The sequence below is a fragment of the Priestia filamentosa genome (assembly GCF_900177535.1).
Classification (GTDB): Bacteria; Bacillota; Bacilli; order Bacillales; family Bacillaceae_H; genus Bacillus_I; species Bacillus_I filamentosa.
Window position 1 is genome coordinate 252,968 of record NZ_FXAJ01000005.1, and the last position, 24,862, is coordinate 277,829.

The 24,862-nt window shown below is 37.1% G+C and carries 26 protein-coding genes; 4 read left to right on the top strand and 22 right to left on the bottom strand.

Annotated features, from left to right (window positions below):
- The first annotated feature begins 202 nt into the window (after positions 1-202).
- Positions 203-1,429: an S-layer homology domain-containing protein gene (locus B9N79_RS18985; RefSeq protein ID WP_052264470.1), complete on the top strand. Its 1,227-nt coding sequence runs from the start codon at positions 203-205 to the stop codon at positions 1,427-1,429.
- Positions 1,430-1,672: 243 nt separating this feature from the next.
- Here the strand turns inward: B9N79_RS18985 and B9N79_RS18990 are convergent, their stop codons facing one another.
- From B9N79_RS18990 to galU, 6 genes are all read right to left on the bottom strand, one after another.
- Positions 1,673-2,980, bottom strand: coding sequence for an oligosaccharide repeat unit polymerase (locus B9N79_RS18990; protein ID WP_046218034.1), 1,308 nt, complete (start codon positions 2,978-2,980; stop codon positions 1,673-1,675).
- 32 nt (positions 2,981-3,012) lie between these two features.
- Positions 3,013-4,542: a murein biosynthesis integral membrane protein MurJ gene (gene murJ, locus B9N79_RS18995; RefSeq protein WP_046218035.1), complete on the bottom strand. Its 1,530-nt coding sequence runs from the start codon at positions 4,540-4,542 to the stop codon at positions 3,013-3,015.
- 10 nt (positions 4,543-4,552) lie between these two features.
- Entirely contained in the window at positions 4,553-5,260 is a 708-nt protein-coding gene (locus tag B9N79_RS19000; RefSeq protein WP_040060305.1) for a WecB/TagA/CpsF family glycosyltransferase, read from the bottom strand.
- A gap of 88 nt (positions 5,261-5,348) precedes the next feature.
- Positions 5,349-6,632, bottom strand: a complete 1,284-nt coding sequence (locus B9N79_RS19005; RefSeq protein WP_019394829.1) for a nucleotide sugar dehydrogenase — start codon at positions 6,630-6,632, stop codon at positions 5,349-5,351.
- 138 nt (positions 6,633-6,770) lie between these two features.
- Complete coding sequence (locus B9N79_RS19010; protein ID WP_046218079.1) at positions 6,771-8,114, bottom strand: UDP-glucose dehydrogenase family protein; 1,344 nt, start codon at positions 8,112-8,114, stop codon at positions 6,771-6,773.
- A 122-nt stretch (positions 8,115-8,236) separates the two neighbouring features.
- The gene (gene galU, locus B9N79_RS19015; protein ID WP_040060306.1) at positions 8,237-9,118 is read right to left on the bottom strand and encodes a UTP--glucose-1-phosphate uridylyltransferase GalU; all 882 of its coding nucleotides are present in this window, start codon (positions 9,116-9,118) and stop codon (positions 8,237-8,239) included.
- Between the two features lie 292 nt (positions 9,119-9,410).
- Here galU and B9N79_RS19020 point away from each other — a divergent pair, with 292 nt between their 5' ends.
- Positions 9,411-10,451, top strand: a complete 1,041-nt coding sequence (locus tag B9N79_RS19020; protein WP_040060307.1) for a C40 family peptidase — start codon at positions 9,411-9,413, stop codon at positions 10,449-10,451.
- Between the two features lie 140 nt (positions 10,452-10,591).
- Here the strand turns inward: B9N79_RS19020 and ssb are convergent, their stop codons facing one another.
- Complete coding sequence (gene ssb / locus B9N79_RS19025) at positions 10,592-10,927, bottom strand: single-stranded DNA-binding protein (RefSeq protein WP_019394825.1); 336 nt, start codon at positions 10,925-10,927, stop codon at positions 10,592-10,594.
- A gap of 115 nt (positions 10,928-11,042) precedes the next feature.
- On the opposite strand from ssb, the gene B9N79_RS19030 reads away from it, so the two are divergent.
- Together B9N79_RS19030 and B9N79_RS19035 are read left to right on the top strand one after the other, a co-directional pair.
- A complete protein-coding gene (locus B9N79_RS19030) occupies positions 11,043-11,459 on the top strand; it encodes a YwpF family protein (protein WP_019394824.1) in 417 nt (138 codons plus the stop codon).
- A gap of 496 nt (positions 11,460-11,955) precedes the next feature.
- Positions 11,956-12,357, top strand: coding sequence for a helix-turn-helix domain-containing protein (locus tag B9N79_RS19035; protein ID WP_019394822.1), 402 nt, complete (start codon positions 11,956-11,958; stop codon positions 12,355-12,357).
- Between the two features lie 50 nt (positions 12,358-12,407).
- Here B9N79_RS19035 and B9N79_RS19040 read toward each other — a convergent pair whose 3' ends face one another.
- The 15 genes from B9N79_RS19040 to B9N79_RS19110 form a co-directional block, all read right to left on the bottom strand.
- Positions 12,408-12,785, bottom strand: coding sequence for a hypothetical protein (locus B9N79_RS19040; RefSeq protein WP_040060308.1), 378 nt, complete (start codon positions 12,783-12,785; stop codon positions 12,408-12,410).
- Positions 12,786-12,905: 120 nt separating this feature from the next.
- A complete protein-coding gene (gene fabZ / locus B9N79_RS19045; protein ID WP_019394820.1) occupies positions 12,906-13,343 on the bottom strand; it encodes a 3-hydroxyacyl-ACP dehydratase FabZ in 438 nt (145 codons plus the stop codon).
- Between the two features lie 14 nt (positions 13,344-13,357).
- Complete coding sequence (locus B9N79_RS19050; protein ID WP_019394819.1) at positions 13,358-13,627, bottom strand: DNA-directed RNA polymerase subunit beta; 270 nt, start codon at positions 13,625-13,627, stop codon at positions 13,358-13,360.
- Between the two features lie 31 nt (positions 13,628-13,658).
- Entirely contained in the window at positions 13,659-14,483 is an 825-nt protein-coding gene (locus B9N79_RS19055) for a flagellar hook-basal body protein (RefSeq protein WP_046218036.1), read from the bottom strand.
- A 15-nt stretch (positions 14,484-14,498) separates the two neighbouring features.
- Positions 14,499-15,320 carry a flagellar hook-basal body protein gene (locus tag B9N79_RS19060; protein ID WP_046218037.1) on the bottom strand — a complete coding sequence of 274 codons (822 nt, stop codon included), beginning with the start codon at positions 15,318-15,320 and terminating at the stop codon, positions 14,499-14,501.
- Between the two features lie 90 nt (positions 15,321-15,410).
- Positions 15,411-16,412, bottom strand: a complete 1,002-nt coding sequence (gene mreB / locus B9N79_RS19065; RefSeq protein WP_026009748.1) for a rod shape-determining protein — start codon at positions 16,410-16,412, stop codon at positions 15,411-15,413.
- Positions 16,413-16,697: 285 nt separating this feature from the next.
- Entirely contained in the window at positions 16,698-16,967 is a 270-nt protein-coding gene (gene spoIIID / locus B9N79_RS19070) for a sporulation transcriptional regulator SpoIIID (protein WP_019394815.1), read from the bottom strand.
- A gap of 362 nt (positions 16,968-17,329) precedes the next feature.
- Positions 17,330-18,145, bottom strand: coding sequence for a stage II sporulation protein SpoIIQ (gene spoIIQ / locus B9N79_RS19075; protein ID WP_019394814.1), 816 nt, complete (start codon positions 18,143-18,145; stop codon positions 17,330-17,332).
- A 142-nt stretch (positions 18,146-18,287) separates the two neighbouring features.
- Entirely contained in the window at positions 18,288-19,322 is a 1,035-nt protein-coding gene (spoIID, locus tag B9N79_RS19080) for a stage II sporulation protein D (protein ID WP_040060316.1), read from the bottom strand.
- A 127-nt stretch (positions 19,323-19,449) separates the two neighbouring features.
- Complete coding sequence (murA, locus tag B9N79_RS19085; protein WP_019394812.1) at positions 19,450-20,754, bottom strand: UDP-N-acetylglucosamine 1-carboxyvinyltransferase; 1,305 nt, start codon at positions 20,752-20,754, stop codon at positions 19,450-19,452.
- Positions 20,755-20,785: 31 nt separating this feature from the next.
- The gene (locus B9N79_RS19090) at positions 20,786-21,538 is read right to left on the bottom strand and encodes a YwmB family TATA-box binding protein (protein WP_019394811.1); all 753 of its coding nucleotides are present in this window, start codon (positions 21,536-21,538) and stop codon (positions 20,786-20,788) included.
- A 139-nt stretch (positions 21,539-21,677) separates the two neighbouring features.
- A complete protein-coding gene (locus tag B9N79_RS19095; RefSeq protein ID WP_019394810.1) occupies positions 21,678-21,914 on the bottom strand; it encodes a DUF1146 family protein in 237 nt (78 codons plus the stop codon).
- 110 nt (positions 21,915-22,024) lie between these two features.
- The gene (locus tag B9N79_RS19100; protein ID WP_019394809.1) at positions 22,025-22,429 is read right to left on the bottom strand and encodes a F0F1 ATP synthase subunit epsilon; all 405 of its coding nucleotides are present in this window, start codon (positions 22,427-22,429) and stop codon (positions 22,025-22,027) included.
- 25 nt (positions 22,430-22,454) lie between these two features.
- Positions 22,455-23,873 carry a F0F1 ATP synthase subunit beta gene (gene atpD, locus B9N79_RS19105; protein WP_019394808.1) on the bottom strand — a complete coding sequence of 473 codons (1,419 nt, stop codon included), beginning with the start codon at positions 23,871-23,873 and terminating at the stop codon, positions 22,455-22,457.
- 77 nt (positions 23,874-23,950) lie between these two features.
- Positions 23,951-24,817, bottom strand: coding sequence for a F0F1 ATP synthase subunit gamma (locus tag B9N79_RS19110; protein WP_019394807.1), 867 nt, complete (start codon positions 24,815-24,817; stop codon positions 23,951-23,953).
- Positions 24,818-24,862: the final 45 nt, after the last annotated feature.

Genomic DNA, 24,862 nt, shown 5'->3' on the forward strand with positions numbered 1-24,862 from the left:
TTTTTTCTTTCTGCATTTCTCGTAAAAAACTTTTCATTTTTGTTACAAATACCATTATAATAGGACAATATAATCTATATGTGGTAATATCTAACTTGTTATGAAACTTTAGAACTATTATAGTTAATATCCTTATAGGTCTTAATATCTTTTAATTTATAACAAACTCAATCTAATAATCGTACAGAAAGGAGCTTTTGGTTTGAAACGTTTATCTTTGTGTTTGACGATTTCATTTGCTGTTTTTATGCTAGCTTCTCCCTTCTCTATACAACGTGCAGAAGCTAGTAGCAATGTAAACAAAAATATTATGGGCGATTCAGTGTTAACAGCTTCACAAATGGCAGCATTTGTACATAGTAAAAACCCAAGCAATATTCGCCTTTATGGCATTACGGTAGAGGAACTTGCTCAACTCTTTCTTATCGCTGGAAAACATGAGGGAGTACGAGGAGATGTAGCTTTTGTACAAGCTCTAAAGGAAACTGGATATTTTAAATATGGCGGTGACGTTGTTCCAGAACAAAATAATTACGCTGGAATTGGGACAACTGGCGGTGGTGTAAAAGGACATTACTTTGATGCCCCAACTACTGGTGTTTACGCACAAATTCAACATCTAAAAGCATATGCTTCTAAAGAACCTCTAAATACTCCACTTGTTGATCCACGATACAAATACGTAACAAAAGGAATTGCTCCAACTTGGCCAGATTTGCAAGGTCGATGGGCAATGCAACCAAGAGGAAACTACGGGGATGATATTCTTTCGATTTATAGAGAAATGCAGGACTTTGCTTCTAAAATGAAGCCACCAGTTGAAAATGAAGGTTCTATTACTCTTCCAAGTAAAGATCCAAATCCATTTCCTTCAGACGTTTCTAAAAACAATGAAGCATATGAAGCTGTACAATTTTTCTTAAAGAACGACGTTATTGATGGCTACGATATTGATGGAAAAGTTTACGTAAAACCTTATGATAATATCACGAGATATCAATTTGTAAAGATTCTTGTTCAAGCTCTTGGCCTTAAGAAAGACGGAGATGCTCCAGCATTTACGGATGTAAATCCTCATGATAAAGATTATATATATCTTGAGACAGCCGCAAGTTTAGGGATTGTAAAAGGAAGCAATGGGAAATTCATGCCTTATGAAAAAATTAAACGTGAACATATTGCAGCTATGGTCTACCGAGCAACAGAGCAACTTTTAGACTATAACCAATATAGTGGACAAGAAAAAGCATTTAAAGATGTGAACACTTCTTCAGAGTTTTATGAAGCTATTTCTAAATCTTCTGCAGCTGGCGTTATTAATGGTTTCTCTGAAATAGAATTTGGTCCCACAAAGTATGCAACACGTGCACAAGGAATCATGATAATTTATAGAGTAATTGAAAAGATTAATGAACAAGCAAATTCGTAATACCAAAAAAGCCTACTTCATCTGAAGTAGGCTTTTTTGGTATTACATGTAACTTTTAGCCTAGGCCATACTTGTTTTTATGCATAAGAAAAGACGCTATATATACAGCGCCTTTTCTTACTGGGCTACCAACCGAGGTTATTATTTCAAAAGAAGGAAATATTTATCTATTCCTCTATTTTATCATCTATACAACAAATCGACAATTTGTTTTCTCTACTTTTATGAAGGTTTTTAGGCAATTTATGATAGTCGATTAAACTGACCATCTCTGCGTTTATCTTGCTCAATAGATGTTGCAATAATGGCAAAACCAATCATAAGTAGGAAAATCAGATCAAGCAATCCTGTATGAATGGAAATCATAAAAATCGTTGTAACAAAACCATACGCAATTGTTTGATATGACTTTGTTGTTGTTTGTCTCATTCTGTTGTAAAGAAGAGATAGAATAATACCGAAGATACCCATTCCAATAACGATTCCAACGTATCCTCCGTCCATATACAACTGACCAATAACAGTTGGCGTTGTTGTTCTTCCAGGTCTTGTAACATACTCCCCAACCTGTTTTACTGCATAATCGTTAGCTGCTTCTGTTACAATCATACGTGGTGATTTTTGCTCACCTGGAAGCACTGTACCAAGAATACTTTTATGAAGTTCTCCGTTCAGGTAACCATGATCTTCTGTATAATCTTCAATTTTACTGATAACAATACGTCCTGTTACCATTGTTTCAGTTAAAGCTCGAACCCATTTTGGAGTTTCATTTACCTTACGAATAGCTTCTTGCTTTTCTGTGATTGCTTCTTCCTGCTGATGTTCCTCTTCAACTTGGGGTCCTTGACGTGTATTAAATTCTTTCGATGTATCCTCTGTTAATACACGGAAGAGTCCAAAGAGAGAAAATGAAATACCAATAACCGCTACCATTAAGATAATCCACGATGTTTTTACTCTCTTTACTAAGTAGTGGAAAGCAATGAGTGATGTAAAAAACATAATAGCAATTGGTGTACGATATCCCATAAGGATAAACGCAACAAGGATTAAGGCAATAATAACACCGTAAGAGATCTTCTGTTTCTTCGATAAACGGCCACCGCTTCCTACTACACCGTAGAAGACAATAAGAAGACCGCCAAACCATAATAGGGAACTTAGGAAATTAAGTTTTGGATCTAGATTACGACGTACAGATTCATCCGTAATTCCGATTTGACCTGTAAAAAGCATAGCTAAGTAGCTCACTAATCCTACAAGAGTTAGGAGATAAACAAAATAAATTGTTTTTCCCTTCAAGAAGGAAAGTCCAAATTTCGGGAATTTCCAACCAAGTTTTTGGATTAAAAATACCGCTATATAATAAGCAATAAGACCAACAATGACCGGTAGGAAAATATTGTTATAGGCCTTAAAGTACTGAATGCGACCAAAATCAAACAAACTCATAAAAAAGTAAATAGCAAAGATCGCTGGAAAGAAGATATAAGGTGAAAAAACGTCACCTTTATTAATAAATTGAATAAGTCGATTATTTTTAAACATAAATAAGGTTGTTACTACAAATATAGTAACGTTTACCTCCCCTCAGATGCTTCTCGTTTTAGTTGTTTAATGTTCATAAGTTCTTTCATTGAACGTGATCTTGTTAGGAACAGGACAATAAAGTACGAAATAGCTCCTATAATAATCATAACCATTAAATATACATATTCATTCGGGCTGTATGTTTCTATAGTCCCCTTCATCAACATCAGCAATCCAAACATTGCACATGTAGCGATAAGTACTTTTCCATATTCCATTCCAACATAAGATAGAGAGAAACCATTTATCAATTTATACAAAGTTGTAAATGTAATAGCAGAATATATTAAGGCAACAAGTGAAAATGAAAGAGCAAGTCCTGATGCACCTAGAGTATTAACAAGAATAGCATTTAGAATAACGTTACATATGATAGAGACAATTCCTACCCGTAACATATAATGTCCTTTTTCTAACGTATAAAACCCTTTTGCAATAACAGCTTGAATACTGTAGAAAAGTGCTGAGCCAACGTAGAATATTGCATAATGGCTCGTGGCAGCAGTTGCTTCAGCCGTAAATTTTCCACGTTCATAGACTACTTTTACAACCTCAGGCATAAGAATAAGCATCCCTGCAAGAGTTGGTGCTAGGAATAAAAACATGAGCGAAAGCCCCTTTTCAATCCCTCTTTTAAAGAGCGCCTTATCATCTTGTGATTTTGCACGGGCAAGCATAGGAAAAATAATTGTTGCAATCGTTACACCAAACACAGCCTGCGGAATATTGATAAGCCTGAAGGCAAGATTTAAATTTGTTGCCGCTCCGTCCCCAAGCTGAGCTGAGAAAATAGAGTTTACAAGCAAGTTAACTTGTCCAACTGCAATTGTTAAACCTACAGGAACAAAAATATAGTAGAAGGCTTTGATTTCGCTCCAATCCGACTTTTGCTTCCAATCAATAAAATTGGTTGGCTTAAGATACACGAGTTTGATTAGAAATGAAATTAGCGTCCCAACTAAATAGCCAAGCGGTACTGAATAAATACCAAGCTGTGCATGGAAGAAAACTGCTCCTCCAATTGTACAAAAAACAACAATAGTTTGGGAAAATACAGAGAAGGAAAATTTTCTTTGAGCGTCAAAATAGCCTTCAAAAACAGCGTTGACTCCAACAAGAAGAATGGAAGCAAAATAAATGACAGATGTCCAAATTGCTACATCTTTTGCTTCGCCTTGAAAATCATTATAAATGAGGGGCACTATAAAAGGTGACAACATCATTCCGATTAAAGCAATCAATGTCGCAATAACAGTTGTCCCCTTCACAACGTTTGTTAAGTGAGAAAATCCTTTTCCTTTTGCATCATATTTATAATAACTCGGTAAAAAGGCTTCTTTCATTCCCGTTAGCATAAATAAAACAATAGCATTTGGAATGACCATTGAAACTGTGTATGCATCTGTGATTCTAGTACTTCCAAAATAGTTTGTAATGGCTACATCCCTAAGCATACTAGAGAACTTTAATACAAACGTTGATACGAAAAATAGCAGTGTAACAAATTTAAGTTTTGACATTATACCACGTCTATCCTTTGAGTACTTTGATCAAAAATTTTGGTAAGATTAACTGTCTTTTAAAGCGCCAAGGTTCTTTGATAAGGCGGTAAAACCATTCAAGTCCAAGACGTTGGAAGAAAGCTGGGGCACGATTTAATCGCCCAGAGATTACATCAAATGAGCCACCGACTCCTTGATAAACATATGGAGCTAATTTCTCCTTATGATTAATAATCCAATTTTCTTGAGTTGGACTACCTAGTGCTACAAAGATGATTTCTGCACCAGATCCATTGATAGTTTCTTCAATGACTTTCTCATCTTTTTCGTAGCCATTCAATGTACCGACGATGTGAATTCCTGGATACATTTCTTCAAGCTTTGCTTTAGCTTCATCTGCAATTCCAGGTTTTGCTCCGTAGAGGAAGACTTTTTTCTCATGAAGATGAGCTTGTTCACAAAGTTTCATCATCATATCAATTCCTGTTACTCGTTCTTTGATATTTCCTTTTTTTAACTTTGAAGCAATAAGTACACCAACGCCGTCTGGAATTTGGTATGTAGCAGCATTTAACAGGTTCCTAAGAGATTCATCTTCCTGTGCCTTCATAATCTTTTCTGGATTAATGGCTACGATAAACGACTTACGCTTGTTCTCAATATCACTTAATAAATGGGACGCAAGCTGATCATACGTTTGGTCGCAAACATCTACTCCTAAGATGTTTTCCTTCATCTAATCACCTAATTTAGAAAATAGTAATAGTTTCGTAAACATAATGTTTCAAGCGGCACTCTTAATAAGCGCCGCTTTTAATTGTTCATCATACTTCTGAATGTTTAGAATCACCTAGTAAGAAAACATCAAACTGATTATCTTCCCAAAGCGTACGATCAATACAGTTCTTAGTATCAAAGATCATCTTCGTACGCATACTACCCTCTACTACTGTTGGATCAAGGGTTTTAAACTCATTATGATCGGTTAAAATGACAATTAAGTCTGCATGATTAACTGCTTCTTCTAAACTCTGTGTTTGTTTTGATAAGTTATTTTGTTTAATATGAGGGTCATATGCTGTGTAGTCTACACCTAGTTTTTCTAAGTGTTCAACAACTTCAACAGATGGACTTTCTCTCATATCATCAATATTACCTTTAAATGCTAGACCAAGCACTGCAACACGTCCGTTGTTAATTCCCTTTTCTTCCATGATCTGTTTTGCTTTTAATGCCGTATATTCTGGCATAGAATCATTTGTTTGACGAGAAAGAGAAATGATTTTGGCTAGTTCTGGTTGAAGTTCAACAAGGAACCACGGATCAACAGCGATACAATGTCCACCAACACCAGGTCCCGGTAAATGGATATTTACACGAGGATGGTAGTTAGCCAACTTAATCGCTTCCCATGCATTCACACCAATTTTCTCACTAACCTTAGCTAATTCATTTGCAAAAGCGATATTTACGTCACGGTAGGTGTTTTCAATTACTTTTACCATTTCTGCTGTTGTAGCATCTGTTACGTGAATGTTTCCTTTAACAAATGTTTTATAAAGATCAACAGTAAGCTGGCTTGATTTCTCATTAATTCCACCAACAATACGATCATTTTCAACAAGCTCTTCAAAAACTCGACCAGGAATTACTCGCTCTGGTGAATGAGAAACGAACAGCTGTGTACCAATTTCTAATGGAGATGTTTTAAGTACTGGCATCATCACATCTTCAACAGTACGAGGAGGCACTGTTGATTCAAGGATCACCAAGTTACCTTCTTTTAAAAATGGGACAATTGATTCTGTTGCTTCACGTACATAATCTAGATTTGCTGTCTTATCAGCTTTAATTGGAGAAGGAACAGCAATAATAAATACGTCTGCTTCTACAGGTTCTGTTGAAGCGGTAAAATGGCCGCTTTCAATCGCTGATACAAGACGATCTTGTAAGCCGTTTTCTTCTATATGAAGTTGCTTATTATTAATTAATTGTACTGCTTTCTCATTAATATCTACTCCATGCACTTTTAGTCCATGGTTTGCAAACATAACAGCCGTTGGCAATCCAATGTATCCAAGGCCGACTACGCATAACTTCTTTGACATTTCAAAAGGTCTCCTTTACATGACTTGCTTTGAAATTTAAACCTAACTGATATTATATCGAAAAATACAAATTCATGATAGCATTATTCGAAAAACATGAAAAGATTTTCTCGTTTTTTATAATTTTTTGCCAGTTTATTAAGAATCATTTTCTACATTGTAGGATTCAATTGCCTTATAATATACAGGTTCCCTGCCAATGGACAGGTACGTCACTTCCTCTTTTTTAGCTTCTTCAATATCATGACAGTTACGGCCATCTAGGATAACTGGCTCTTTCATAAGCTGTTTATACGTTGAAAAAGGAATCTCCTTAATTTCTTCCCATTCTGTTACAATGAATGCTATATCAGCTTGTGCTAATGCATCTTCTGGTACTTCCATATAATTTAAAGTATCTCCATAAATATGTTGAATATGTCTAGTTGCAATTGGATCATATACAGCAATCTGTGCCTCTTCTTGTTTGAGAGCATCGATTAAAAGTAGACTTGCCGCTTCACGAATATCATCTGTATTTGGTTTAAAAGCAAGCCCTAGCACTGCTACCTTCTTTCCTTTTAAAGAGCCGTAAAGTTTCTTCGCTTTTTCATACAGCAATACTCGCTGATCATTGTTCACTTCAATCACAGATTTTAACAGATGAAAATCATAGTTAATATGATTAGCAAGCTGAGCTAAGGCTTTTGTATCCTTTGGAAAACAAGAACCCCCATAGCCAATTCCAGCACGCAAAAATTGATGCCCAATTCGTTGGTCTGATCCAATTCCATTAGCTACATCACCGACATCTGCTCCAACCTTTTCACAAATGTTCGCAATTTCATTAATAAAGCTGATTTTTGTAGCTAAAAATGCATTTGCTGCATATTTAATCATTTCTGCACTTCTAATATTTGTACTGATAATAGGAATGTTTAACGGTGCGTACAATTTTTCTAATGTTTCAATTACATAAGGATCTTCGGCCCCAATTACAATTCGATCTCCATTAAATGTATCATAAATAGCTGTGCCTTCTCGTAAGAACTCTGGATTTGAGGCAACACGAATTTTCACGTCATGCTTCTTGTGCTTTTCGATAATGTCTTTAAGCTTGTCGTTTGTCCCAACAGGAACTGTACTTTTTGTGACAACGATTGTATCTTTTACAACATTTTCAGCAATTGCTTTTGCAACGCTTTCTACATATTGAAGATTTGCTGAACCATCTTTTTGCTCAGGAGTCCCAACTGCAATAAAAATGATGTCTGCATCTTTATATGCTTCTTGTGGCTCGTGAGTGAAAAAGAGGCGGTTTTGTTTGCTGTTTTTTTTCATAAGTTCACTTAAACCAGGTTCATAAATAGGAGAGAATCCATCTTTCATAAGCTGTACTTTATTCTCATCAATATCAAAACATGTTACTTTATAACCCACTTCAGCTAAACAAACACCTGTCACTAATCCTACATATCCTGTTCCAGCAATGGAAATATTCACAATCTTCCCTCCACCATCTTTACTTGTATAGTAAAATAATTTCTGAATTGCTAAGATGTCTTTCACATAAAAAGAGGAAGAATATCCTCCTATAAAGCTAAGAGGCTATTCTTCGCAGATTTTTATTGCTGAAGTTCATTTAGCTTCTTTTTCATATAATCTAAAAGAGCAGGCTTTAGCGCTTGACGCTCTAATGCGAAATCAATTGTTGCTTTTACAAATCCTAGCTTATCCCCCACATCGTAACGACAGCCTTCAAAATGGTACGCTCCTATGCTTTGAAAAGCGCTAAGTCTACTAATTGCATCTGTAAGCTGAATTTCATTTCCAGCTCCTGCTGGCAAACTCTCTAAAATGTGAAAAATTTCAGGTGTTAATATATATCGTCCCATAATCGCATAATTTGAAGGCGCTTCTTCTCTTCTTGGTTTCTCTACAAGAGACTTTACCCTAAAGTAGTCTTCTGTTAGTGTCTCTCCAAGTTCAACAATCCCGTACTTTGAAACATTTTTCCATTCTACTTCTTGAACGCCAATGACTGTATGATTTTCTTTTTCATACGCTTTTATAAGTTGCAGTAGGCAAGGTACTTTAGATTGAACAAGATCATCTCCAAGCATGACGGCAAAAGGCTCATTTCCAATGAAGGTACGGGCACAGTTTACAGCATCCCCCAGTCCCCTTGGCTCCTTTTGACGAATATAGTGGATGTTTGCAAGGCGTGAAATTTGTTGAATCTCTTCTAATGGATCCCATTTTTGCCGCTTTGCTAACGTTTCTTCAAGCTCATACGATTTATCAAAATGATCTTCAATTGCTCGCTTCCCTCGACCGCTAACAATCAGAATATCTTCAATTCCTGAAGCTACTGCTTCTTCCACAATATATTGAATCGTTGGTTTATCTACAATTGGAAGCATTTCTTTCGGCTGCGCTTTCGTTGCAGGTAAAAAGCGGGTTCCAAGCCCTGCTGCTGGAATAATGGCTTTGCGAATTTTCCCCATACTCTTCACAACCCCTTTGAAAGTAGCTTTTATCGCTCATTTATGTTTTAGAATAACAAAAGACTGTTGCCAATATATAGTAGCCTTAATTTATCACATTCATATAATACCAAAACGAAAAAAATGTCGCCAATTTTTTCATTAAAGGTTAAAGTTTTACATCTTAATCCGATATGAGACATATTACGTGTTTTTATACTAATAGACGATAAATGTTAGCTCAAGTTTCAAAAACCATAGTATAATAAGTACAAGTATGATTGTTAAAAAATAACATATAGGAGGAATATATGTGAGGAAACGAGTACCATTTTTAACATCGTTAGCAGTTCTAGGCAGTGCTTATCTTTTTCAAACGTCCGCAGATGCAGCAAGTGTCGAAGTAAAGAAAGGCGATACCCTTTTTAAACTTTCAAAACAATTTAATACAAGTGTCTCTGATTTGAAGAAGGTCAATAACTTAAGCAGCGACCTTTTACGTATTGGACAAGTTCTTCAATTACCAAATGGACAATCTGCAAATGAACAAAGCTCACAAGCCCAACCACCTACTTCAACAAGTAATCATACATCAACATATCAAGTGAAAAGTGGGGACACTCTTTACAAAATTTCATCCCAAACAGGGACATCTGTAGCAGAGCTCAGAGCGTTAAATAATCTTAGCTCCACCTTAATTTACGTTGGCCAAACGCTAAAAGTTTCAGGTGAAAGTACATCATCACCAGCTACTGGCTCTTCACCAACAGGGGGACCAAACGAACAAAGCACTGGTTCTTATACGGTTAAACGCGGGGACTCCTTATGGAAAATTGCCTCTCAATACGGTATAAGCGTTTCTCAACTACAGAGCCTAAATGGATTAACAACCAATACAATATATGAAAATCAAGTATTGAAAATAACTGGTTCTCCTAAAACAGACAATAACACCTCAAAACCAGCACCACCTGAAACACCTACACCAAATGGTTCGATTAATAAACAAAAATTTATTAATGATGCCCTATCTCTTCAAGGTATCCCTTATAAATGGGGAGGCACAACAACAAGCGGATTTGATTGCAGCGGATTTATTTATTATTTATTAAAAGATCAAACAGGTGGACAACGCTTAACAACGGCAGGATATTGGAGCACAACAACAAAGGTCTCTTCTCCACAGCCTGGAGACTTAGTTTTCTTCACTACATACCGTTCTGGTCCTTCTCATATGGGTATTTATTTGGGAAACAATCAATTCGTACATGCTAGTTCCTCAAATGGAGTAACCGTTTCATCACTTACAAATTCATATTGGAATCAACGTTATTTAGGAGCTCGAGCTCTTTAATGAAAAAAGACCAGCTACATATTGTAGCTGGTTTATTTTTGGAGAGGTAATAGAGGATAAGTTTATATTGTCTTTTTAGAATGTATAACAAATGAGGTAATGTAAAACGACTTACCACCCCCTTTCAGGTTGTGATCTATCTAAGATGGTGCTCCTATTTTACGTTGCAAAAAGCGAATCCGGTCAGCTATGATTTCCGTTAAAAATACCTTTTTACCGCCATCACGTTCATACTGACGGGTTTGTACTCGACCTGTGATTCCAATTAAAGTTCCTTTTTCACAGTACTGAACTGTATTTTCTGCATTTTTTCTCCATACAGTAACAGAAACAAAGTCAGCGTCAAACTCTCCGTTTTGGTTGCGAAAAGAGCGCTGAACCGCTAATACTAAATGAGTATAAGCAACTCCGTCTGTTGTGTAACGAAGGTCCGGTACTCTTGCAAGACGACCAACTAACGTAACTTGATTAAACAATTAGTGTAACCTCCTTTCTCATTATTAGGGAGGATTAGAGTAGTTAAGGCTATAAAAGGTTTAAGTATGCTATACTAAATAATAATTTCTAATTTTGTGATGGAGGGATGTTATCTTGAAAACGTTTAAACTTGTCCACTTAGATATTGTAAGTCCGGACAAACGGAAGGATCTCTTACTAAAGGACGGATTAATCATTAATAAAGAAGATGAGCAAAACCTTTGGACAATTGAAGCATTGCTTCCCAAAACTGAATTAGACTACTTCCAAGAGCTTTGCAGATCAGAAGAGAAGCTAACTGTAAAAGCAACTATTTCTAAAAAAAATAATTTACCAGCTACTTTTCAAACAAAAGTAATTGCTACAACAGAGATGAAGAACTATTTTAGCGTGCTTATGAACGGCTATTTGAAAAACACACGTCCAAATATCGCAGAAGGAATTCTTGCGCAACTACTGCAAGAGGGGCTTGAAGGTGAAGCCCTGTTGAAAGAATTCAAAACAAAAGTTAATAAATCATATCAACGATAGTGCTTTTCGGGAAATGCCATAACATCATTTTCATATATAGGAGATAGAAAATTGTTTTTATAGGCTTTCCCAAGTACTATCGGCCTTCTTTCCTCCCGCTCTATGCTACTACACCATTTTGATTTACTTAAATAGAACTTTCTCATCTCTTTCATACCTCCTTTCGCATTTCTATCGTCATCATAATATATTCTCGCTCCTTTGCAACCTCCTTTTCTTATTAATCTACTCCTCCTTTCTTTTTTTAGAAGGTTTTCACTGTAAATGTAAGGAAAACCCTTCGATAAGTTGACATAATTATACATATTTTATACAACAAGAGTAGACATACTTTTTAGTAGAAGATTTCTAGTTTTTCTTATTCAAAGATTTGGGTCTTTATACAATTAAAATTTTTCAAAAACTTTTCTACTTTTTATGATCTATTTAAGAACCGACAGGGCTATGTTCTCAAATAGCACTATGTTTTATTATTCTATTTAAAAGGAGCTTATTTATGGATTCTCTCTGTATGAACATTCGTCACTATCGTAAACAAAGAGGTTGGACACAAGCAGATCTTGCTGGAGAAATGGATATCTCACGTTCTACCGTTGCTAAATGGGAAAACGCTCAGCTCTTCCCTTCCCTTCAAGACTTCGTTAAACTCTGTGAAGTCTACCAAGTTTCCATGGGCAAGCTATATGGAAAAGCAGAACAAAATACACCTTTCCTCAAAGAGTTTCAGCACACCTATAAAAACCATTATTCTAATGAAATTGAGCAGCTTGTTAAAGTCTTAAAAAAATACCCTAAGCTTCAAGAGAACCTCTATACTTTTATTTTTAAAAATGATAATGGATCTAGAAGTCGTGTTCATTTCCTTACAAAGGTCCTTAAAACAATTATTGAAGAATAATAAAATAAAAGACTGTTGATTTTATATCAACAGTCTTTTATTTTAGTTTATTAGTTAACGAATTTACGAATCCAGAATCTTGCTTCAGCTTTGCAAGAGTAATCTACGTTAATATTTCCTTGCTCTTTCGTTAAGCGCTCTAACTGTGCCACTTGTTCTTCCGTCGGCGGCTCTGTCACCACTTTTTGAATTGTCTCGTTAATCTTAACAGCGAGTTCTTGATGAAATTCAGGACTCTCTTTCATCGCCTCGTCAATTTTTTTAAACCAAGAAGCATTATTTCTAATATAGGTCTTCCATTGATCGATAAATGCATTAGAACTATATTGACTTTCATTCCACTTAATTTCACTCATATAGTCTTCAAAAGCTTTTGTAATAGAATGCGTAATACTGACTTTTACTCCTTGTGGCAAATCCTTTAACATTTAACGAAAGTACCTCCAAACTGTAAACTTTCTTTTAACTCATTATAACACAATCAGTTAACTTCTAGCATATTACCCTATTATACCCAAAGAAAAAAAGCCGTGCTACTGCAACGGCTTTTATCCTTCTTGCTTGTCCCCAAGTGCGAACATAATATCTGTCTCACATACAAGTTCTCCGTCAACAGTTGCTACCGCTTTTCCTTTACCAACAGCACCGCGGAAACGCACCATTTCTACTTCTAAACGAAGCTGATCACCAGGACGAACTTGACGTTTAAAGCGACAGTTATCAATGCCAGCAAAGAAAGCCAAACGGCCACGATTTTCTTCTTTCATTAGCATCGCTACTGCTCCTACTTGTGCAAGTGCTTCCACAATTAAAACTCCTGGCATTACAGGGTATGTAGGAAAGTGGCCGTTGAAGAAATCTTCATTTGCAGATACATTTTTAATACCAATTGCTTTCTTTCCTTCTTCAACTTCCAAAACGCGATCAACAAGTAAAAATGGATAGCGATGTGGAATAATTTCTTTAATTTGTTCAATATCAAGCATACTTTCTGCACTCCTTACTCTTTCACAATAAATTCCATAATGTGATTCCATGTAGACGGTTTTAAAGCATCGAAAACAGAGCCGTCCCCAATAAAGGCATAGCCAACGACAACCCCAATAAGAGCACTAACCGTCATTAGAACACTGACAATCATAACACGTAACCAAAGGGGAAACAATTTAACACGATTTTTTCTTGCCTGCTGTAAATCATTCCATGCCGCTTTTAGAAATCCTTCTTTTTTCTTATGCTGGTGTCTTACCTCACTTGTTGGAGCTGTCATTGTCTTCCTCATCCCCCGTTCTTTTATAGTTTTATCTCATTGTATTAATTAAACCAAGCATTTGGTCTGAAAGGGTAATAGACTTAGCATTGAACTGATAAGCTCGCTGAGCATTCAACATATTTGTTAATTCATCACCTATATTAACGTTTGATTGTTCTAGCGCGCCTTGTTCTAATCCAATTTGAGATCTCTCTTGCCCTCTAATGTTAAGCATGGGGTTCTCTAATCCTTGTTCTGCTGGGGCAGAAAAGAGTTTGTCTCCATCCCTCATTAGAAGCGCAGGTTTCTGTGCATAAGCAATCCCAAGATCATATACATTTAAAGGTACTGTTTCATCTTCTCCATAAACAGCCAGTTCTCCTTGCGATGTAAAGGAGATTTTTTGATAGTTTGAAGGAATAACAATGGTTTCCCCATTTTCATCAAGAACTGGATTACCCTCTCCTGTTACAAGCACAACAGAGTTTTCATCTACCTGGGAAAGATTGAATGCTCCGTCTCTTGTATACTTTATTCCATCTTTTGTAGCAATAGTAAAGAAATAACCTTTTTTAGAGAGGGCCACATCTAAATCTCGCTTAGTAGTTGTAAGAGAACCTAATTCATTATTTGTACTCGTGTGGACAAGCATTGCTCCTACTCCTTCTCTAATACCGCTTGGAGTTTTTCTGCCTTCGTTCCCTCTAGTATCATCAACAGGGGTAGCAAATTGTTGATATAAAAGAGAGTTAAAATTCACTTCCTGCCTTTTATATCCTACAGTAGAGCTGTTTGAAACATTGTGCGAGATAAGATCAAGCTGCTGTTGTAATCCATTCATCGTATTTGCTGCATTGATCATCGAACGGTTCATAATAAATCCCCCCTCTTAGCTAATCCGTCCTACTTCATTTGCTGCTTTTTCCATACTTTTATCATAAGCCTGCATAACTTTCTGGTTTGCTTCAAATGAACGATAGGCAGACATCATCTCTGTCATTGTTTGTGAGCTATCAACATTTGAATTTTCCAGCATACCTTGATTTATCTTATAAGAAACCGCTGCATTTCCAATAGCACTGGGAAGAGGAGTTTCAACGGAATAAAGACCGTTTCCTTCTTGATTCAAATCTTCAACATTATTTGAAAAAGCAATATCAATGGTACCGATCACTTCTTCGTTTTGAGTGACTACACCTTGTTCACTAATCTCAAAATTGTTATCAGTTAACGAAATTCTTGTCCCATTTTGCCCTAAAACATAGTAGCCGTCGTTTGTTGTTAAGTAGCCATCATTGCTTAGTGCAAAGTTCCCGTTCCTTGTATAACGTACCTCATCACCTTGCTCTACTATAAAAAAGAACGAGCCTTTTTGTCCTGCTTTACCTTCTGGAACCTTTCCATCAACAAGGGCTACATCTGTAGAGCGGTCTGTACTCTGAAGTCCACCTTGAGTGAAACTAGGGATTAATTCTTGCATATAAGCTCCTGTGTTCAGTGAACCTATTCTCTTACGAACCGGAATTTGATGATTATCGATTCCCTTTTCATGCTGCACCCTATCAAGCAGGATCTCAGGAAAAGATCGAATCGAAGCCTCATCCTGTTTAAATCCAACTGTATTAACGTTTGCCATATTGTTTGTCAGCCGTTCAACATTGCGCTGCTGCGTCATCATACCGCTTGCCGCTGAGTAAAAGCCTTTGAACATATATAGACCTCCATTACTAAATAAAGGGAAATTTCTATGTTACCGAAACTTCCCTTCCTTATGATAGAAACAATATAGAGTAGAGTTCTTTTAAATAAATTGACGACGTGGCAGTTTATCCATATTCTCAAGCATAATACCCGTTCCAATAGCCACACAGTCCATTGGGTTCTCAGCTACGAAAACAGGAACTTTTAGTTCCTCTGCTAATAGTTGATCCATTCCGTGTAAAAGTGCTCCACCGCCAGTTAAAATAATCCCTCTATCAATTATATCGGCAGAAAGCTCTGGGGGTGTTTGCTCTAGAACGCTTTTCGAAGCTTGCACAATAACAGATACAGATTCTCGTAATGCTCCTTCAATCTCTTCAGACTTAATAGTAATAACACGCGGTAAACCACTTACCATATCTCGTCCTCTAATGTCCATTTCTTCTTGACGATATTGATTAAAGACCGTTCCGATATTGATTTTAATCTCTTCTGCTGTTCTCTCTCCGATAAGCAGTTTATAGCGACGTTTAATGTAGTTAAGGATTTCCTGATCGAACTTGTCTCCAGCCATTTTAATGGATGCAGAAGTTACGATATCTCCCATTGATAAAACGGCTACATCTGTTGTTCCACCGCCAATATCAACGACCATGTTTCCGCTCGGTTGGAAGATTTCCATTCCTGCTCCTAAAGCTGCTACTTTCGGTTCCTCTTCTAAATACACTTTCTTTCCGCCACTTTTTTCAGCCGCTTCTCTAATTGCTTTCTTCTCAACAAGCGTAATGTCCGTTGGGCAACAGATTAGGATACGCGGTTTTGATAACACACCTTTTACATTTAATTTATCCATAAAGTATTTCAACATAGCCTCTGTTATATCAAAGTCTGCAATAACGCCGTCTTTTAATGGGCGAATAGCAATGATATTTGATGGAGTTCTTCCGACCATTTGGCGAGCTTCCTCTCCGACCGCAAGGACTTTTCCTATATTTTTATCAATAGCTACAACAGAGGGTTCATTCAAAACAATTCCTCGTCCTCTTACATGAATCAAAACATTTGCCGTACCTAAATCTATCCCAATATCTTTTGCTAACATTACTGCTTTTTCCTCCTTCAAAATCTTCCTCTTAAAAACACGTTCTTTTGTCCTAATATAGTATTTTATCACAAAAGAGGATATATGTATGATTAATTTTAATATTTTCCCCATATACCAATATGAGTTATTTTTTTACTACTTTAGAACTTCTAAATCCTTATAAGTAGGGATTTAGAACTTAAGAAGCAAGCGCTCTAAAAAACAGACGATACCCTTTTAAAACTTAGAGTAATCGCCTGTTTTTTATCTTCTTAGACCTAACAAAACAACCATCTCTACAAATTATTTAACAGGTTCTTGAAGTTCTTCTTTCCTGTATTTTAACTTAGTGGCTTCTCCACCTCGTAAGTGACGAATTGATTTATGATAATCCAAAATCTCCTTCACTTCGTTAGCTAAATCAGGATTGATCTCTGGAAGTCGCTCAGTTAAATCTTTATGGACTGTACTTTTGGAAACTCCAAATTCTCTTGCAATCACTCTAACTGTTTTCTTTGTTTCCACAATATACTTGCCAATCTTGATTGTTCGCTCTTTGATGTAATCGTGCACACCACTCGCCCTCCCCAAATTGGATGTGAGAAGCGTAAGATGAGATTTGTATACAAAGTTCTGTTTCAGCTTGTTCATGATTTAAAAAGAAGATAATAGAGGATAAGGTAGGATATATAGTTTCTCACCTCAAACATTCTCTTTGTTAGGTTTGTAACAGTGTATTAGCTTGGATGAAGATATATGCAACAAAAAGGCAATAGGGACAACAATTTATGAATATTTTTCTACTTTTTATTTTGGGGAATGAGCTTTTTGACAGAGTCAGGGACTTTCCAACAGAAATTGAGTCAATTTTCATTATTCGAGAATTTTGTCATAAAAAAAGAAAGAGCTAGAAGTCTAGCCCTTTCTTTCACTTGTTACGCATTTAATTTTGCACTTGCTTGATCTGAAGAAGATTCTTCCTGATTGTCTTGCTCATCTGAAGAGTTTTCTTGCTTCTCATCTTCTTTCTGATCATCAGCTTGCTCTTCTTCTACAGGAGCTTCTTCACTTGCTTTTACTGAACCAACTGTTTTTCCAAAATACTCATTTGGATTTACAACGTTATTATCTTTGCGCACTTCAAAATGTACATGTGTTTCAGCTTCTTTATTAAATAGACTTTGTCCTGCTTTTGCAAGTGCCTGTCCTTGCTTTACAGTGTCTCCAGCTTCCACTTTCACATCTTGTAGTGATTGATAATGTGTTACAACCCCATCAGCATGCTCAACTTCAACAACATAGCCTAAAAGAGGATCTTTCTCTGCTCTTGTTACCGTACCACTTGCTGCTGCTGTTACTTTAAAACTTTTTCCATCTTCACGTGCATAATCAACACCTGTATTCTGATGGTACTGATTGTTGTAGAAAACAATTGCTTCTTCTTGTTCTTCTGGTTTTGCACTGTGGTCATAAAACTCTGTCTTTACAACCATTTTGTCTTCATTTGCAAAAGGTTTTGCAATTTCCTCAACACTTGAATTTACTTCTACAGCATCTTGACTTCCGTCATATACAGTTTGGTCATTATTTTTGTCATTAGCTTGATCATTGCTGTTTCCTTGGAACCAAAGAACTGCTGTAAGAATGATTGCTGCACTAAATAAGTAAACAGCCGGATATACCCAACGTTTTCTAAAAAACTTCTTGAATTTTGATGGTTGTGAAACGCGATTTTTTTCTTCGTCTCTCATATGTTATCACCTCAGCAACCATTCTGAACAAAAACAAGGCATTATATACACAAAAAGAATTTTTTCTACTTATTTTTTGTTAAAACCGTTAAATTATGCAGAAAATAAGAAAAAAGCTTAGAAAGTATGCTTTTCTAAGCTTTTATTTCTTAGCCATTAAACTATTCAACTCTTGATCATATGAGGAAATAGAGACATCTTGATAATAGTGATGGACAATATCTTGATAATCTTTTCCTTCCTCTGCCATTCCATTTGCTCCGTATTGGCTCATTCCAATGCCGTGACCGTTCCCTTTTGTGTTAATGGTAATCTCGTTCCCATGCCTTTCAAATGAGAAATCGGTTGAAGCTAATTCTAATTTTGTACGTACGTCTTTACCAGATAGTGTTTTGTTATCAAATTTCACCTTTTCTACTCGTTTACCAGGAGTAGTTGATATAATTTGTCCTATCTGTTCCCCATCACCAAGAGTAACATCTAAACTTTTTTCAAATTGCTCCACTGATATGACTTTCTTTGCCGTAAACTTCGGTGATTTCTTATCCCAAGGGCTCTCAACACTTTTCAAGTATGGAATTGAATTCGTCCAATATTCTTCTGAATTATCCGTATAACCATTGCTTGTTGAAAAGAAAGTTGCCTCAATTGGATCACCATTATACGTTAAGATTTCTCCTGTTGTCTCTTCAACAGCTTCTTCAATCTTCTGAATTTTTTCTTCGTAGCTACCTTTCCAGAGTTTCTTTAGTTCTTTTCTATTGTGATAAACCTGATCTTGAACAGTATCCGTAACATTTGCTTTACCTGGAAGGTTAGAAGAGCCTGATGTTAAATGTTTTACAATATAAGTACGAGCTGCCAGAGCTTGAGCTTTCAAAGCTTCTTCTTCAAATTCTGCAGGCATTTCTGCAGCAACAACACCAACTACGTACTCTTCAAGCGGAAGCTTCTCGATTTCTTTAGTTTCTGTTCTGTATACCGCCACTTCAACAGCTGTTGCGTTCTGTTTCTTTTTTGCACTAGCACTTTCTGTTTCCTTTTTGGGAGGTTGGACACTTTCCATACTCTCTTCACTAGCTTTTTCTCCAAACGGAACAACTAGAAGAGCAGGAATGATTAAGACGACCGTAAATAGAACTGCTGCTGTGATAAAAAGGGGTTTATAACGTTTCATGAACGCGTATAGCCTCCACTCTCTTAAAATTTAATCATCTATGTTCATTTTTATGGAAGTGGACAACCTTTTATGACTGAAGAAACCATAAAAAAAAGGTGGCTTTTAAAAGCCACCTTTTTATAAATTAAACGTTCATATCTGTTACTTTAGAAACTTCTGGTTTTACAGCTTCATCGTTCACGCGCTCAATGTCTGCTCCAAGGGCAAGTAATTTGCCATGGAAATTCACATAACCACGATCAAGATGCTTAAGCTCTGTAACACGCGTATAGCCTTCTGCTACAAGACCAGCAAGGATTAGAGCTGCTGCTGCACGTAAATCTGTTGCAGCGACTTCTGCTCCTTGCAATTTAGAAGGCCCGTTAATAATAACTGAACGCCCCTCAATTTTAATATCAGCATTCATGCGACGGAACTCTTCCACATGCATGAAACGATTTTCAAAAACTGTTTCTGTAATCATACCTGTGCCAGATGCTTGAAGAAGCAATGACATCATTTGGGATTGCATATCCGTTGGGAAGCCCGGATGTGGCATTGTCTTGATGTCAACTGGAGTTAGTTTTTCTGGACCAATAATGCGTAAGCCATCGCCTTCTTCAGTAATGGTTACACCCATTTCTTCCATCTTCGCTACTAGAGAGCTTAAATGCTCCATAACAGCTCCTCTTACAAGGACGTTTCCTCCTGTAATTGCTGCAGCTACCATAAATGTACCTGCTTCAATACGGTCAGGAATAATCGTATGTTGAGCACCATATAATGTAGGAACGCCCTCAATACGCATTGTACCAGTGCCAGCTCCTCTGATTTTGCCTCCCATAGCATTAATAAAGTTAGCTAAGTCAACAATTTCAGGTTCTTTAGCACAATTTTCAAGCGTTGTTGTACCGTCTGCAAGAGCTGCAGCCATCATAATATTTTCAGTAGCACCTACGCTTGGGAAGTCTAAATAAATTTTAGCTCCCTTTAGTCTTCCGTCAACATGAGCTTCAATGAAGCCATTTCCTACCTGTACTTTTGCACCCATTGCTTCAAAGCCTTTAAGATGCTGATCAATTGGTCTTGAACCAATCGCACAGCCTCCCGGTAAAGCTACACTTGCTTTTCCATTACGAGCCAATAAAGGACCCATAACAAGCACAGAAGCACGCATCTTACGTACATATTCAAAAGGCGCATCTGTTTTAAGTTCTTGTGATGCATCTACAACTACTTCATTACCGTTAATCTCTACTTTTGCGTTCAAGTAGCGTAAAACTTCGCTAATTGTAAATACATCGGAGAGAGCAGGTACATCATTCAGAATAGTTTTTCCATCACTAGCTAATAAAGTTGCAGCGATAACAGGCAACACAGCATTTTTTGCACCTTCAACTTTTACTGTGCCGTTCAACTGTTTTCCGCCGCGGACGATGATTTTTTCCAAGGTATTCCCCTCCGCGTCCATTTTCTATATATTAATATTCAGACGTAATAATGGGTGTGCCAACGACAAAGGTCGTCTTTTCGCCCATTCCTTGATTTCTTATTGCTATTTGTAAGTTCATTCTTTGTTGATCTTGTGTCAGAAGAACGTCTTCCCACATTTCAGTATATGCTGTTACTGAAACAAATGCTTCTTCACTAAGCTCTTCGACAGAATCTGCTTTAAATGATTTCAATAGTTTCTGAGAGCCTAAAGACAAAACACCTTTAATATTATCATTAAAGTGCCCTCTAATACAAGCAAAACTTTCGAAATTCCCTGTAAATAATTCTTTGTTTCTCTTTGTTAAATATGGATTAAAATAAGACCAGACTTCCTGACTCCATTGCTTCCCTTTGACATCATATATAATATACGATTGATGATGTTCTTTTTTGAGGGTCATTAGTAGCTGAATTTTTTCATTAATTCCATACTTTTTCTCTTTCCCCACCCCAACAGCTTTCCAAACCTCTTTATCCTTTTGAATCGACCACTGAAAATGGGCATACTTCTTCTTTAATAAAGCCGCTTTGCTCTCAAAAGCCGCTTTTGTTGTTACATCAATTTTCTCTCGATTATAAATTGACCATTCTGTAACCGTTCCTTCTGATTTATGCACCCCGTGAGCAAGCTCTTCAATTGGGTATTTTTCCCCTAAAGCAAAACTCACGTAATTACCATGATATAGGAATATAGCTAGAATGAAAATAGCTAAAAAGACACTATTTTTAAATTTTAACATCCAATTTCTCCCCCTTCTCCTTATCTCTCATTTTTTCCAAATGATAATGTCTCATACGTGAAAAAAATCGACAGAATTCAGAGGAGATTGTCTAACTATATGTCACTATAAACAGAAGGAACATTCTGTCAGCACAATATTAGAAGAAAAGTGATGGTAACGACTGGGACCATGACAAAAAGTCCAGAAAAAAGTTACTAACGCTTGTGCCGATGGCAATTGTAAGAAGCATTAATAAAAGTCGCGCTTGCACAACACGATTAGCTCTAATCATCTTATCAATGGAAAGAGCTTGAAGAGCCCACCATGTTACAACAAGAAAGATAAGATGTGAAAACATCCCAACTAATGCTTGTTGACCAATTGCTTGTAACATATTTTATCATTCCTTTTAAATCCTATTGTTTTTGCATGCTTGAATTGTTAATAAATATAGCTAAAAAAACCTCTAGGGCTTCTACGTTCGTTCCCTAGAGGTTTTTTATGTTAAACGTTACGGCTACCTACTTTAATACGGTTTAAAGCACGTCTTAGAGCAAGTTCAGCACGCTGAATATCAAGGTCAGCTTGCTTGTTAGCTAGCCGCTCTTCCGCACGCTGCTTAGCCTCTTCCGCACGTTTGATATCGATGGCACCTGCTGTCTCTGCTGCCTGTGCTAAAATTGTCACCTGATCCGATCTTACTTCTAGAAAACCGCCGCTTACTGCGATAAAGTCTGTTCCACTTGGTGTGTTAAGTTTTACAGCTCCGATTTTCAACGGTGAGACCATCGGAATATGACCTGGCAAAACACCTAGCTCACCGCCCTGTGTTTTGGCAATGACCATTTCTACATCTTCACTATATACCGGGCCATCAGGAGTTACCACACTGACATTCATCGTCTTCATCTAACACCCTCCTAGGTCCCTATCATTATGCTTGTTGCATTTCTTTTGCTTTTTCAACTACTTCTTCAATGCGTCCAACTAGACGGAAAGCATCTTCCGGAAGATCATCATACTTACCAGCAAGAAGTTCTCCAAACCCTTTAACAGTTTCTTTTACAGGAACATATGAACCTTTTTGACCTGTAAACTGTTCAGCAACGTGGAAGTTTTGAGACAAGAAGAATTGAATGCGACGTGCACGGTGTACTGTTAATTTATCTTCTTCTGAAAGCTCATCCATTCCTAAGATTGCAATGATATCTTGAAGCTCTTTGTAACGCTGTAGAGTTTGCTGAACTTGACGTGCAATATTGTAATGTTCTTCACCTACATATTCAGGTGAAAGTGCACGAGAAGTTGAAGCAAGCGGATCTACCGCTGGATAGATACCCATCTCTGATAACTTACGCTCAAGGTTTGTTGTTGCATCTAAGTGAGCAAATGTTGTTGCTGGTGCCGGATCTGTATAGTCATCGGCAGGAACGTAGATTGCTTGGATTGACGTAACAGAACCAACGTTTGTTGATGTAATACGCTCTTGTAATTGACCCATCTCTGTTGCAAGAGTCGGCTGATAACCTACGGCTGAAGGCATACGTCCTAGAAGGGCAGATACCTCACCACCTGCTTGTGTAAAGCGGAAAATGTTATCAATGAAAAGAAGTACGTCTTGACCTTGCTCATCACGGAAATGCTCCGCCATTGTAAGACCTGTTAGTGCTACACGTTGACGAGCACCAGGTGGTTCGTTCATTTGACCGAATACCATAGCTGTCTTATTGATAACTCCAGAGTCTTTCATTTCATAATAAAGGTCATTACCTTCACGTGTACGCTCTCCAACACCTGCGAATACTGAGATACCGCCGTGCTCTTGAGCAATGTTATTGATAAGCTCCTGAATTAGAACGGTTTTACCAACACCCGCTCCTCCGAACAAACCAATTTTTCCACCTTTAATGTACGGTGCTAATAAGTCGATAACTTTAATACCTGTTTCAAGAATTTCAACTTCAGTTGATAAATTCTCAAATGTTGGTGCTTGACGGTGAATTGGATCACGCTGAATATCTGCAGGAAGATCTGGATCAAGGTCAATTTTCTCTCCTAGAACGTTAAATACGCGTCCTAATGTAACATCCCCTACTGGAACAGAGATTGGAGCTCCTTTATCTTCCACTTCCATACCACGAACAATACCATCTGTTGATGACATTGCTACAGCGCGAACTGTGTCGTCCCCTAAGTGAAGAGCAACTTCTAGTGTAAGATCAATACTCACATTATTTTCATTATTTGCTTCACGAACAATGTGAAGCGCGTTATAGATTTCTGGAAGGTGTCCACTTTCAAATTTCACGTCTACAACTGGACCCAGAACTTGAGTAACGCGTCCTTTTGTCATCATGTTCCCTCCTAACGTACATTTATCAGTCTAAAACAAGGAATAGTATGTAAAATTCCTTTGTTCAATGTAAATTTCTATTCAAGTGCCGCTGCTCCACCGACAATTTCAGTAATTTCTTGTGTAATTGCTGCTTGTCGAGCACGGTTATAAACAAGTGTAAGCGAGCTAATAAGATCTTTTGCATTATCTGTCGCATTTTTCATTGCTGTCATACGTGCAGCATGTTCACTTGCTTTTCCATCTAATAAAGCTCCATAAATAAGGCTTTCTGCATATTGAGGAAGTAACACTTCTAAAATTTCTTCTTGAGAAGGTTCAAACTCATAAGATGTAAGGTTAAGAGACTTACTCTCTGCTCCAATATCTGTTAGAGGAAGAAGCTGCTTCTCTGTTACTTCTTGCTGAATAGCACTTACAAAATGGTTATAGAATAAATGAATTTCATCAAATGTCTCGTCACCAAACATGTTTACTGTCTGAGATGCAAGGTCTTTAATATCTGAAAAACTCGGTTGATCAGATAGACCAATAACTTCAAGCATGATTGGAACTTCACGCTTTTTGAAAAAGTCTCGACCAACGCGTCCCACGACAATAACACCATATTCGTTTGGAGACTGATGATTTTGCTTAATTTTATTATAAACCGTACGAAGAATGCTGCTGTTATAAGCACCTGCTAAACCACGATCAGATGTAATGACAACGTAGCCTGTACGTTTAACTTCACGAGACTTTAACATAGGATGTGTAGCGTTACGGCTTCCGCTCGCAATACTTGCAACAACATCTTGGATTTTATCCATATACGGGTTAAAAGACTTTGCATTTGTCTCAGCTCGATTTAGCTTGGAGGCTGAAACCATCTCCATTGCTTTCGTAATTTGGCTTGTTTTCTTCGTCGAATTGATTCGAGACTGAATATCACGTAAAGATGCCAAAGGTCTCACCACCTTTTTTTCAAAAAGTCACGTTGAAGTTTAAAG